Source organism: Neisseria chenwenguii, from assembly GCF_002216145.1.
Classification (GTDB): domain Bacteria; phylum Pseudomonadota; class Gammaproteobacteria; order Burkholderiales; family Neisseriaceae; genus Neisseria; species Neisseria chenwenguii.
In genome coordinates this window covers 2,342,871-2,355,258 of the sequence record NZ_CP022278.1, presented here as the reverse complement: position 1 = coordinate 2,355,258, position 12,388 = coordinate 2,342,871, and the positions used below count along the sequence as shown (strand labels likewise).

Sequence of the window (12,388 nt, the reverse complement as noted above, 5' to 3'; positions counted from 1 at the left end):
TTTCAGACGGCATTATGCTCTGACATAAGAGTCTTGAATTTGCAAATAAACGGGACTATCCTGCAAGTCAAGCGCAATGCTTACACCCGACTACAAACCCGCTTAGGAGAGAAGCATCATGGCAAAGAATCTGAATGTGTTTGACAAAGAGTACGGCTTGTTGATTAACGGCGAATGGAAAACCGGCGGCGAGCTGATGTCTTCCTACAATCCCGCCAACGGCGAAGAGCTGGCGAAATTCGTTGACGCCAGCAACGCCGACGTCGATGCGGCGGTTGCTGCGGCACAGGAAGCGTTTAAAACGTGGAAAAATACCACCGTTACCGAGCGCGCTGCGATTTTGAATAAAATCGCCGATGTCATCGACGAAAACGCCGAGCTGTTTGCGCTTCAAGAAACGCTGGACAACGGCAAACCCATCCGCGAAACCCGCGCGGCCGACATTCCGCTGGCGGCCGACCATTTCCGCTACTTTGCCGGCGTTATCCGCGGCGAAGAAGGTCAGGCCACCCAGCTTGACGGCGAGGATTTGTCCATCATTCTGCGCGAACCCATCGGCGTGGTCGGTCAGATTATTCCGTGGAACTTCCCCTTCCTGATGGCGGCCTGGAAAATAGCGCCGGCGCTGGCGGCGGGCTGCACCATCGTCATCCACCCCTCTTCTTCCACTTCTTTGAGTCTGCTTTCGTTCTCCCAAAAAATCAACCACTTGCTGCCAAAAGGTGTGTTGAACATCATCACCGGCAAAGGCAGCAAATCCGGCGAATACATGCTGCACCACAAAGGTTTCAACAAACTGGCGTTTACCGGCTCGACCGAAATCGGCCGCCACATCGGCATCGCTGCGGCAGAAATGTTGATTCCGGCCACTTTGGAACTGGGCGGCAAATCGGCCAATATTTTCTTCGACGACATGCCGTTTGACAAAGCCCTCGAAGGCGCGCAAAAAGGTATTTTGTTCAATCAAGGTCAGGTCTGCTGCGCCGGCTCGCGGATTTTCGTACAGGAAGGCATTTACGACAAATTCGTTGCCGCACTGGCCGAAGAGTTTAAAAAAGTCAAAGTCGGTCTGCCGTGGGAAGACGATACCCAAATGGGTGCGCAAGTCAACGCGGGGCAGCTCGATACCATCCTGAAATACGTCAAAATCGGCGAACAGGAAGGCTGCCGCATCGTCACCGGCGGTAAAAAAGTCGAAGGCGCATTGGGCAGCGGCGCGTTCCTCGAGCCGACGCTGATTGAAGCAAACAGCAACGACGCGCGCGTATCGCAGGAAGAAATCTTCGGCCCGGTGGCTACCGTGATTAAGTTCAAAACCGAAGAAGAAGTCGTCAAAATGGCTAACGACAGCGAATACGGCCTCGGCGGCGCCGTTTGGAGCAAAGACATCAACCGCTGCCTGCGCGTTTCGCGCGCGCTGGAAACCGGCCGCGTCTGGGTCAACTGCTACAACCGCCTGCCTGCCCACGCGCCGTTTGGCGGCTACAAAACTTCCGGCATCGGCCGCGAAACCCACAAAATGATGCTCGCCGCCTACACCCAAGCGAAAAACATCTACATCAGCACCCGCGAAGAGCGCGAAGGTCTGTATTGATTTCCTCCGGTGTAAGATGGAAACAGGCCGTCTGAAAATTTCAGACGGCCTGTTTTTTATAACAATTCCAAATCGAATACAACCGAATAATCCGCATCGGAATTGCCGGCAGATGGCCGAATTCTTACTTTTCAGACAGCCTAAAGTTTAAGCCAGCTGCGGGAAAATGGCTTTCAAACCGGCAACAATGATTTCCACCGAAACCGCTGCCAGTAGCATACCCATGATGCGGTTGAGGATGGTCAGGCCGGTATCGCCGAGCCATGTGCTGATTTTGGCCGACGCCATCAAAATCAGATAACAAATCACGCTGATGAGCAGGCCGGCGGCGATAATCAGCATAATATCCGAATAGCTTTTGGCGGCGGAAGCATAGATGATGACGGTGGAAATGCCGCCCGGCCCGATCATCATCGGAATGGCAATCGGCACAACGGCAACGGCTTTGATGTCTTTGGGCTTGGCGGAAATGGTGATGTCGTTGGCTTCGCTGGTGCCGACGTCGGGTTTGGCGGGGTTGTCGTTGCCGTTCATCATCGAAATGGCAATCAGCAGCACCAAAATGCCGCCGCCGACTTGGAACGCACCGACGCTGATGCCGAGAAGTTTCAGTATGGCGCCGCCGGATACGGCAAACACGGCAATCACGATAAACACCGTCATTGTGGCCGTCTGCGCGATTTTGCGCCGCTCGCGGCTGCTGTGGTTGCGGGTTAGATCCAGATAAATCGACAACGCGCCAAACGGGTTGATCAACACCATAAACGCCAGTATCAGCTTACTGATTTCAACGCCCAATTCCAATTACCGCTCCTTCCGCTGCTGCTGTTCTTCGCCCGAAATGCCCATCAGCAAGGCTATCAGCATCATGATGGAAATCGTGGCCGTACCGCCGTAACTCACCAGCGGCAGCGGCACGCCGACCACGGGCAGAATACCGCTGACCATGCCCATGTTTACAAAGGCATAGCAGAAAAACGTCATCGTCAGCGCGCCGGCGAGCGTGCGGCTGTACAGCGTTTTGGCTTTGGAAGCGATATACAGCCCGCGCGCCAAAATAATCAGGTAAACCGCTAAAAGCAAAATATTGCCGATCAAGCCGAATTCCTCGCCGTACACGGCAAAGATAAAGTCGGTAGTCGCTTCGGGAATGTAGTCGAGATGGGTTTGCGAGCCGTTGAGCCAGCCTTTGCCCCATAAGCCGCCCGAGCCGATGGCAATCATGGATTGAATGATGTGGTAGCCGTCGCCGAGCGGATCTTTGGTCGGGTCAAGCAGGGTCAAGACGCGTGCTTTTTGGTAATCGTGCATCCCGTAGTTCCACATCGTCGGTAAAGCGGCGACAAAAGCAATGACAGCGGCAAAAATTGCTTTCCACGGCAGACCGGCGAAAAAGACGACAAACAGGCCGGAAGCCATAATCAAAACCGATGTACCCAAATCCGGCTGTTTCAAAATCAGGGCAACGGGCACAGCCATCAGCAGTATGGCGACAATGTAGTGATACCATTTCAGACGGCCTTCGTAGCGCTGGAAATACCAAGCGACGGTCATCGGCAGCGCGATTTTCATGATTTCAGACGGCTGGATACGGCCGATACCGACATCAAGCCAGCGGGTCGAGCCGTTTACGGTTACGCCCGCCACTTCCACGCCGACCAGCAGCAGCACGCCGATAACATAAATCGGGAAAGCTATTTTGGAAACCGCCGTCGGCCGAAAGCGGGCAACCAGCCAAATCAGGATAAAGCCCAACACGGTATGCAGGGTTTTGTTTTCAAGCTGGCCGAATTCCTGCCCGTCGGCGGAATACAGCAGAAACAGGCTCATGATGTAAATCACCAGCATGGGCACAAACAGCCACGGGTCAATCGGGTCGGCCAATGCGGTTTTGATTTTTTGCAGCAAACCGACGCTTTTTTCTTCGGTCATGGTTTGACTCCCGATGCTGCGGCAGCGGATGCGGCCAGAGGCTCCGCAGTCTGCACTTTTCTCCGATAGGCCGTCTGAAAAACCGATTCAGACGGTAGCTTGTTTTGTTTGCCCGAACTGTATTGGTTCAGTAATTCCTGCATTTCGGGCGGGAAAGTATTGGTTTTGACGTTCAACATATAAAAATCCGTCAGCCCCCTGGCCAGCGGCGCGGCCGATGCGCCCCAGCCGCCGTTTTCCAGCAAGACGGCAATGGCGATTTCGGGCTTTTCAACCGGTGCAAACGAGATAAACCACGCATGGTCGCGGTGTTGCTCGCGCAAGGCGGAAGCATTGTAGCTTGCGCCCTGACGGATTTGCACCACCTGCGCCGTACCGGTCTTGCCGCCCATCGAATACGGCGCACCACCGATGCGCCAAGCCGTACCGCCGGGCTGCAACACTTTTTCCATGGCGCGTTTGACGTACTCGAAATTGTCGGCCTTAAACGGAATATTGCGCGTCGGTTTCGGATTGATGCGGGTGATTTCGCGGGTGTTGTAGTTCAGAATTTCTTTCACCAGATGCGGGCGGTAAACCACGCCGTCGTTGGCCAGCGAAGCGGTCGCGTGGGCCATCTGAAGCGGGGTATAGGCGTTGTAACCCTGCCCGATGCTGACCGAAACCATTTCGCCGACATGCCATTCGCGGTCGTATTCGTTTTTAGATTTGGCAAAACGCTGCTCTTTCCATGCCCGACTCGGCAAAACGCCGCGGTATTCGTTGGGCAGGTCGATGCCGGTTTTTTCGCCCAAGCCAAACTGCGCCAGCAGCGGCGAGGCTTTGTCGATGCCCATTTCGTAGCCCAAACGGTAGAAGAAGGTATCGGAAGAAACCTGAATCGCCTTGCTCAAGTTGGCCGAACCGTGGCCGCTCCTGACCGAGTCGCGGAACACATGGCGGCTGCCGGGAATGCTCCACGCACCGGGTGCGGGAACGATAGTTTTCTGGGTAATTTTGCCGCCCTCCAGCAAAGCCATGCCCATAAACGGTTTAAACGTCGAACCCGGCGGATAAAGCCCCTGCGTGATGCGGTTGATCAGCGGGCGCTGCCAGTCGTCGTTCAAGGCTTTCCAGGTATCGCTGTCGATGCCGTCTACAAACAGATTCGGATCAAAAGAAGGCTTAGAAACATAGGCCAAAACGTCGCCGGTTTGCGGATTGAGCGCGATAATCGCGCCGCGCCGGTCGCCCAGCAGGCGGTCGGCTTCAAGCTGCATCCTGATGTCCATACCCAAGCGCAGGGTCTGCCCCATTTTCGGCGGCACGCTTTTCATCACGCGCACAACATTGCCGTAAGCGTCTTTTTCCACTTCCTGATAGCCGGGAACACCGTGAAGCTGGTGTTCGTAATAATTTTCCAAACCCGCTTTGCCCATGTGCGTGCTGCCGCGGTAAAGGGCGGTCAGGTTGGCTTCGGTCAGATGCTCTTGGTCGCGGTCGCTGATGCGACCGATGTAGCCCAAGAAGTGCGACGTCAGCTTACCGAACGGATATTCGCGGAATGTGCGCGAATTGACTTCCACGCCTTTGAATTCATGCAGGTGCACCGACAATTTTGCCGCTTCTTCATCGGTCAGACGCAGTTTCAGCGGAATGTTTTCAAACTTGCGGTACATGGCGCGGTATTTTTTGAAACGGCGCAAATCGGTTTCGGAAATAGCGACATATTTGCCCAAGTCTTTGATGAGATCATCCATCTTGACTTCGGTTTTGCTCGGAATCACTTCCAAAGAATACACGGGAAAATTTCTGACCAAAGGAACGCCGTTGACATCGACGATTTCGCCGCGCGCAGGCGGCGTCGGGATCAGCGTAATGCGGTTGGTCGAAGCCTGCCCCGAGAAATCGTCGTGGCGCTGGATTTGCAGATAGACAAAGCGTGCCAGCAGGGCGGAAAAGAAAATCACAATAAACGCAAACGCCGCAAACAGGCGCAGGAAAAAATCGGCCTGCACCGCATCTGCGGCACGGTTGGGACGCGGTTTGGAAACTTTAAACTTCATCATAAGTCCACTTAACGGTAAGCGCGTCGGAAATTGGTTGCCGTCAGCATCAACTGGCTGACAATCGGCCAAAGCAGCGTTGCCACAAGGGGCGAAATAAAGCTCTGCCAAGTGATAATCTGATGGTTGAGAAACAGCCGCACCACCACCAATACCGCTTGGTTGCACATCAGTGCCGCCAACACCACCAAAATCTGAATCATATGTCCCAGCGTAATCTGGCGGTGGTGGCGCAGAATGAAAAACACCATCACGGTATAAGACAGGGCGTGCAGACCCAGAGAAGAGGCCGTTCCCACATCGGCCAGCAGGCCGACGGCAAAAGCCGCGCTCAGCCCCACCCATTTCGGGCGGTGGATGGCCCAATAAACCAACACCAACGCGGTCAGTTCGGGCAGCCAGAAAAACGCATCAAAGGGAAACGGCATGAAGTCCAGCAGCATCGCCAGAATAAAGCTGATGATAACAACGCGCAGCGAAACGGCGCGTGAAGAGTCGTCGTAATCGTCCATAGGAAAATCAGGGGCGGGATTCGGTAAGGGGGTGTCGGGAAACGACCAAGACAAAGCGGCTGCCGTTTAATGCGGCAAACGGCTTGAGCTTGGCGGCGTAGTAAGGTGTACCCGAACCGCGGACGGCTTCTTCTACCGTCGCGACGGGAATCCCTGCGGGATAGAGGTCGTCCAAACCCGAAGTCAGCAGCACATCTTTGGCCTTCAAATCAGAGGAAACCGGAAAATAGCGCAAATCCAACCGACCGCCTCTGCCGTACACCAAATTGCGTTCACCCGTACGCTCGACCGTAACCGGCACGATGCCGTTGCCGCCTGAAAGCAGCGTCACTTCCGAGCTTTGCAGTTGCACCTGCGTTACCCTGCCGATCAGGCCGTCTGTGTCGATAACCGTATCGCCCTCTTTTACCCCGCCGCTGCTGCCTTTGTTGATAATCAGCTTTTCCGACAGCGGGTCTTTGCCGCTGGAAATCACTTCCGCACCGACCACATTATTGATGCCGCGCTGCTGCAGACCATAGAGTTTTTTCAGCTCGTTCAATTCGCTCAAATTGACTTTGTCACGCTGCAAACGGATTTTCAGACGGCCGTTTTCCTCTTGAAGCACGCGGTTTTGCTCCAAAAGCTCGGTTTGCGACTGGGAAAGGTTGTTTGCATACTGATACAGGCGGACGGGCTGGTTGGCCAGCCACTGCATCGGATAAAGCACGGTGGCCACCGTTTGTCGGATGGTCTGCACCGCCGAAAAACGGCTGTCGAGCATCAACAGCACAACAGCCACAGCAGAATAAGCCGCCAGCTTCATCAGCAGACGGCCGCCTGTTTCGCCGTTAAAGCGCAAAGAAGAATGTTCCATTAACGTGCTTCCTTACACCTGATCAGCAAAGACGGCATCCCATTTGCCGATGTATTCCAACGCCTGACCGCAGCCGTAAGCCACGCAGTTTAACGGCTCGTCGGCGATACCGACCGGCAGCCCGGTTGCATCGGCCAACACTCCGTCGATACCGCGCAGCAGCGCGCCGCCGCCCGTCAGCATAATACCGCGGTCGGCAATATCGCCTGCCAATTCGGGCGGTGCCTGCTCCAAAGCCAAGCGGACGGCGCGGATAATCTGGTTCAGCGGCTCGCTTAAAGCCTCGCGCACTTCATCGGAAGTAACCGCCAGCGATTTCGGTGTTCCCTCCGCCAAATCACGGCCTTTGATGCGCAGCGCAGTCGTGGCTTCACGGCCGAACACCGTGCCGATTTCTTTTTTCAGCTCTTCCGCCGTTGCTTCGCCAATCAGGATCCCCCGGTTGCGGCGCAGATAATGGACAATGCTTTCATCAAACGCATCACCGCCGACACGCACCGAATCCGAATAAGCCATGCCACCCAGCGACAAGATGCCGATTTCGGTCGTACCGCCGCCGATATCCACAATCATCGATCCCGCAGCCTCTTCAACCGGCAGCCTCGCACCCAAAGCCGCAGCCATCGGTTCTTCAATCAAATGGACGCTTGAAGCGCCTGCTGCAAACGCCGAATCACGAATCACTTTGCGCTCGACCGGCGTCGCACCGCCCGGCACGCAAATCACGATGCGCGGCGGCACCACCACTTTACCGACGGCTTTTTTAATCAAAATGCCCAGCATACGCTCGGTCAGCTCGAAATCCGCAATCACACCGTCTTTCATCGGGCGCACGATTTCGATATTCTTAGGCGCGCGCCCCTGCATTTTTTTCGCTTCCATGCCAACCGCGACAATTCTGTTTTTGCCGCCCAGAACGCCGGCCTGCAAAGCCACCATGGAAGGCTCGTCGAGCACGATTCCGCGCCCGCGCACAAAAATCAACGTATTGGCCGTTCCCAGATCAATGGCAATATCGTTGGAAAAATAATTCGATAAAAAACGGAACATGAAACTACCTGCTACACGGGCAAACGCCCAAACGGGTTATTCGGAATTATTTCAAGATGCAGCCGACGCGCCGCCAAACCGCCGTTTCTTTACAAAAACAGGCAGATAAACCGGCGCACCGACAAGATCTTGCTGTGTCGTTATTTCAGAGTTTTCATGATATTTTTCAGACGGCATCTGCTTGAAGCCGCCGCAAACAACCATGCCGCTCTGTACGTTTTCAGTTATAATTCTTGAATTTCTGAAAACAAACCGCAATGATACCCTAACAAGGCTGGATTTGCTATCAGACAAGGAACAGTTTATGACATTATCGTTACAAGACGTCGAAAAGCTCGCCAAGCTCTCCCGCCTGCACCTGAGCGACGACGAAAAAACGCAAACTTTGCAAGAATTAAACGGCATTTTCGCGCTGGTTGAAAAAATGCGCGAAGTCGATACCGACGGCGTCGAGCCGATGGCACACCCGCACGAAGTCGCCCTGCGCCTGCGCGAAGACAAAGTGACCGAAACCGACCATGCCGCCGAATATCAGGCAGTCGCCCCCGAAGTGCGCAACCGCCTGTATATCGTGCCGCAAGTTATTGAAGAATAATTGAATAATTTTCAGATTTCAGAAGGCCTTATCCATATAAACAATCAGGCCGTCTGACAAACAGACAGCCATAAAACCGCCATGTTTATCGTTTCCCTAAACTACATCCGCCCGATGGCCGAAATAGAACAACACCTCACCGCCCACCGCGATTTTCTCGACCGTTACTACGCCGCAGGCGTATTTCTGATGTCCGGCCGCAAAGAGCCGCGCACCGGCGGCGTAATTCTGATGAACGCGGAAAACGCCGAAGCAGTGCAGCGCATCATCGCGGAAGACCCGTTTTACCAAGCGGGCGTGGCCGAATACGAAACCATCGAATTTCTGCCGAGCAAAACCTCTGCGGATTTAGCGCAATACAAACAAATCTGACCATATCAAACATTCGTCAAACGGCCACCCTGTTTTTTTTCAGACGGCCTGTTTCCAGAAAGCCTGAATATGCCCCAATACACCCTCAAACAAGCCTCCGAGTTATTGCAGTCCAAACAAATTTCCACCGTCGAACTGGCCACCGAATACCTGAATGCCATCAACGCGCAAAACCCCACGCTCAACGGCTACATCACCCTCAATCCCGAAGCCACACTGGCCGAAGCCCGCGCTGCCGACGAGCGCATCGCACAAGGCAAAGGCGGCCTGCTTACCGGTGTCCCTGTCGCCTACAAAGACATTTTCTGCCAAACCGGCTGGCGCACCGCCTGTTCCAGCAAAATGCTCGACAACTTCGTCGCGCCCTACACCGCCACCGTCGTGCAAAACCTGCTTGACGCAGGCATGGTAACGCTCGGCCGCACCAATATGGACGAATTCGCCATGGGTTCCACCAACGAAACCTCGTTCTACGGCGCGGCCAAAAACCCGTGGAACCTTGAACACGTACCCGGCGGCTCGTCGGGCGGTTCCGCAGCCGTCGTGGCCGCACGCCTCGCCCCCGCCGCGCTCGGTTCCGACACCGGCGGTTCCATCCGCCAGCCCGCCTCGCATTGCGGCATCACCGGCATCAAGCCGACTTACGGCACCGTGTCCCGCTTCGGCATGGTTGCCTACGCCTCCAGCTTCGACCAGGCCGGCCCGATGGCGCAAACCGCCGAAGACTGCGCCATCCTGCTCAACGCCATGGCAAGTTTCGACGAACGCGACTCCACCAGCCTCGAGCGCGAAAAAGAAGACTACACCCGTGACCTGAACGCCCCGCTCAAAGGCCTCAAAATCGGTCTGCCCAAAGAATACTTCACCGCCAGCAACAGCGCCGACGTTCAGACGGCCTTGGAAAACGCCAAAGCCCTGTTGCAGGCGCAAGGTGCCGAGCTGGTGGAAGTTTCCCTGCCGCAAACCGAACTATCCATCCCCGCCTACTACGTCCTCGCCTCCGCCGAAGCCAGCACCAACCTCTCCCGCTACGACGGCGTGCGCTACGGCCACCGTGCGGAAAAATTCGGCGACTTGGACGAAATGTATGCCAACACCCGCGCCGAAGGCTTCGGCAGCGAAGTCAAACGCCGCATCATGATCGGCACCTATGTACTCAGCCACGGATATTACGACGCCTATTACCTGAAAGCCCAAAAGCTGCGCCGCCTCGTCGCCAACGATTTTCAGACGGCCTTCGCACAATGCGACCTGATACTCGCCCCCACCGCCCCCACCGCCGCGCCGAAACTCGGCGAACTGAACCACGACCCCGTGCAGGCCTACCTGTCCGACATCTACACCATCGCCGTCAACCTCGCCGGCCTCCCCGCCCTGACCCTGCCCGCAGGCTTCAGTTCAGACGGCCTGCCCATCGGCGTACAGCTTATCGGCAACTATTTCAGCGAAGCCAGGATTTTGGGCACGGCGCATCAGATACAGTTAAACAGCGATTGGCATACCAAGTCGCTGGCGTAAAAGGAAAGGCCGTCTGAAACCGACAAAAGCCTGTCTGAAAAAGTTTTCAGACGGCATTGAGGGCAACTAAATCATCAATGTTGAACAAACCCTTTTTAAAATGGGCGGGTGGAAAAGCGAAGCTCGTCCCGTTTATATTGAACAACTTTCCCAGCCAACCCCGCAAGCGTTTAATTGAACCGTTTGCAGGTTCGGCGGCTTTGTCGTTGGCTGTGGATTTTGACGCTTATCTGCTGAACGACAGCAACGCCGACCTCATCAATCTCTATCGGATATTGAAACAGGAAAAGCAAGGATTTATCGCTTACGCGCGTTCGTTTTTCACGCCCGAAAACAATCAGGAAAACCGTTTCTACGCGCTGCGTGAGCAATTCAATCAAAGCCAAGATGCAGCCGAACGCTCGGCCTTGTTCGTTTATCTGAACCGCCACGCCTTTAACGGGCTTTGCCGCTACAACAGCAAAGGCGGGTTTAACGTACCGTTCGGGCGTTATGCCGCGCCGTACTTTCCCGAAGCGGAAATGCTGGGATTTATCCGAAAATCCGACCGTATCGAATTGCTGTGCGGCGATTTTCAGACGGCCTTGGATGGGGCAAATGATGATGACGTGGTGTATTGCGACCCGCCTTATGTGCCGTTGAGCGAAACGGCTTCTTTTACCGCGTATGCAAAAGGCGGGTTTGATTTGGACGACCAAAGCCGTTTGGCACAGGCGGCGAAACGGGTTTCCGAACAGTCGCAAGGCGTTTTGATTTCCAACCATGACACGGCATTTACCCGTCAAATCTATTAAAGATGCGCGTTTGGAAACGGTTGCCGTACAGCGGAACATTGCAGCGAAAGGCAGCAGCAGGCAAAAAGTTGGCGAATTGTTGGCGATCTATGGCGGATGAGTTCAACATATTGCGTGAAGACGCGGCGGTTTATCATGCCTGTCTGAAAAAATATATTTCAGACGGCATGGTTATCTACAATGAAAACGCGCTAACCGTGATGCGCCGTATTTTGGATAAACACCCAAACGGTTGCTTCGACATGATATTTGCCGACCCGCCATATCTGCTTTCCAATGATGGATTTACCTGCCAAAACGGGCAGATGGTTTCCGTGAACAAAGGCGAATGGGACAAATCCAAGGGTTTGGCCGCTGATTTGGAGTTTCACGAAGAATGGCTGCGCTTGTGTTACGCGCTGTTGAAACCGAACGGCACGATTTGGGTGTGCGGTACGCAGCACAATATTTATTTGACAGGCTACCTGATGCAGGTCATCGGTTATCACCTGCTGAATAACATCACATGGGAAAAGCCCAACCCGCCGCCGAATTTGTCTTGCCGTTTTTTTACGCATTCCACCGAAACGCTGTTGTGGGCAAAGAAAAACAAGAAAGCCAAGCATACGTTTAACTATGCAACGATGAAAGCGCAGAATGGTGGTAAGCAGATGAAAAGCGTCTGGCAGATTGCTCCGCCGAGTAAAGAAGAAAAACGCTTTGGCAAACACCCGACGCAAAAGCCGTTGGCTTTAGTTGAGCGTTGCATTCAGGCAGCCTCCAGCATCGGTGATTTGATTTTTGACCCGTTTATGGGTATAGAAGGCTATGAATTAAGAGATACAGGAGTAGAGCGTTGCGGCTATCAGATTTTATTTAATGGTGAATTGCTAGCATATTGTTTTAAAAAGAAAGAGTTATATAGATTTCTATCTAAAGAGCCATATAACATTGACTGGAGAAACCATCTTTCCAAACAACTAGAACCTGATAACGCATTATTTATCATTATTCGAGATACTTTATTTATTATTGAGGTTAAATTTCAACATGTTCCTGGATCTGTTGATGAAAAATTACAAACCTGTGATTTTAAGCGTAAGCAATATACAAAACTAGTTCATCAATTAGGTTGGAAAGT

General features: G+C 53.9%; 11 protein-coding genes and 2 pseudogenes. 6 read left to right on the top strand and 7 right to left on the bottom strand.

Annotated elements, in window-relative coordinates; genetic code table 11:
- Positions 1–118: 118 nt before the first annotated feature.
- The gene (locus tag BG910_RS11390; RefSeq protein WP_089036944.1) at positions 119–1,594 is read left to right on the top strand and encodes an aldehyde dehydrogenase family protein; all 1,476 of its coding nucleotides are present in this window, start codon (positions 119–121) and stop codon (positions 1,592–1,594) included.
- Between the two features lie 147 nt (positions 1,595–1,741).
- Here the strand turns inward: BG910_RS11390 and BG910_RS11385 are convergent, their stop codons facing one another.
- From BG910_RS11385 to BG910_RS12460, 7 genes are read right to left on the bottom strand one after another with little or no spacing between them, the layout of a single operon-like run.
- A complete protein-coding gene (locus BG910_RS11385; RefSeq protein WP_089036943.1) occupies positions 1,742–2,398 on the bottom strand; it encodes a MarC family protein in 657 nt (218 codons plus the stop codon).
- Positions 2,399–3,526 carry a rod shape-determining protein RodA gene (rodA, locus tag BG910_RS11380; protein WP_089036942.1) on the bottom strand — a complete coding sequence of 376 codons (1,128 nt, stop codon included), beginning with the start codon at positions 3,524–3,526 and terminating at the stop codon, positions 2,399–2,401.
- Complete coding sequence (gene mrdA, locus BG910_RS11375; protein ID WP_089037255.1) at positions 3,523–5,571, bottom strand: penicillin-binding protein 2; 2,049 nt, start codon at positions 5,569–5,571, stop codon at positions 3,523–3,525. The genes rodA and mrdA overlap by 4 nt, the downstream gene beginning before the upstream one ends.
- 11 nt (positions 5,572–5,582) lie before the next feature.
- Positions 5,583–6,137: a rod shape-determining protein MreD gene (gene mreD / locus BG910_RS11370; RefSeq protein ID WP_232462206.1), complete on the bottom strand. Its 555-nt coding sequence runs from the start codon at positions 6,135–6,137 to the stop codon at positions 5,583–5,585.
- Positions 6,091–6,939 carry a rod shape-determining protein MreC gene (mreC, locus tag BG910_RS11365; RefSeq protein ID WP_089036940.1) on the bottom strand — a complete coding sequence of 283 codons (849 nt, stop codon included), beginning with the start codon at positions 6,937–6,939 and terminating at the stop codon, positions 6,091–6,093. The genes mreD and mreC overlap by 47 nt, the downstream gene beginning before the upstream one ends.
- Positions 6,940–6,951: 12 nt before the next feature.
- Positions 6,952–7,989, bottom strand: a complete 1,038-nt coding sequence (locus tag BG910_RS11360) for a rod shape-determining protein (RefSeq protein ID WP_089036939.1) — start codon at positions 7,987–7,989, stop codon at positions 6,952–6,954.
- Positions 7,990–8,040: 51 nt separating this feature from the next.
- Positions 8,041–8,283: a hypothetical protein gene (locus tag BG910_RS12460; protein ID WP_123805227.1), complete on the bottom strand. Its 243-nt coding sequence runs from the start codon at positions 8,281–8,283 to the stop codon at positions 8,041–8,043.
- A gap of 10 nt (positions 8,284–8,293) precedes the next feature.
- Between BG910_RS12460 and gatC the strand changes: the two genes are divergently transcribed.
- From gatC to BG910_RS11335, 5 genes and pseudogenes are all read left to right on the top strand, one after another.
- Positions 8,294–8,584: an Asp-tRNA(Asn)/Glu-tRNA(Gln) amidotransferase subunit GatC gene (gene gatC, locus BG910_RS11355; RefSeq protein ID WP_089036938.1), complete on the top strand. Its 291-nt coding sequence runs from the start codon at positions 8,294–8,296 to the stop codon at positions 8,582–8,584.
- Positions 8,585–8,665: 81 nt separating this feature from the next.
- Positions 8,666–8,956: a YciI family protein gene (locus BG910_RS11350; RefSeq protein WP_089036937.1), complete on the top strand. Its 291-nt coding sequence runs from the start codon at positions 8,666–8,668 to the stop codon at positions 8,954–8,956.
- Between the two features lie 69 nt (positions 8,957–9,025).
- Positions 9,026–10,474 carry an Asp-tRNA(Asn)/Glu-tRNA(Gln) amidotransferase subunit GatA gene (gene gatA, locus BG910_RS11345; RefSeq protein WP_089036936.1) on the top strand — a complete coding sequence of 483 codons (1,449 nt, stop codon included), beginning with the start codon at positions 9,026–9,028 and terminating at the stop codon, positions 10,472–10,474.
- Positions 10,475–10,551: 77 nt separating this feature from the next.
- Positions 10,552–11,368 (top strand): annotated as a pseudogene (locus BG910_RS11340) (Dam family site-specific DNA-(adenine-N6)-methyltransferase).
- A pseudogene (locus tag BG910_RS11335) lies at positions 11,358–12,119 on the top strand (DNA-methyltransferase); the annotation flags it as partial. The pseudogenes BG910_RS11340 and BG910_RS11335, both read left to right, overlap by 11 nt.
- Positions 12,120–12,388 lie beyond the last annotated feature (269 nt).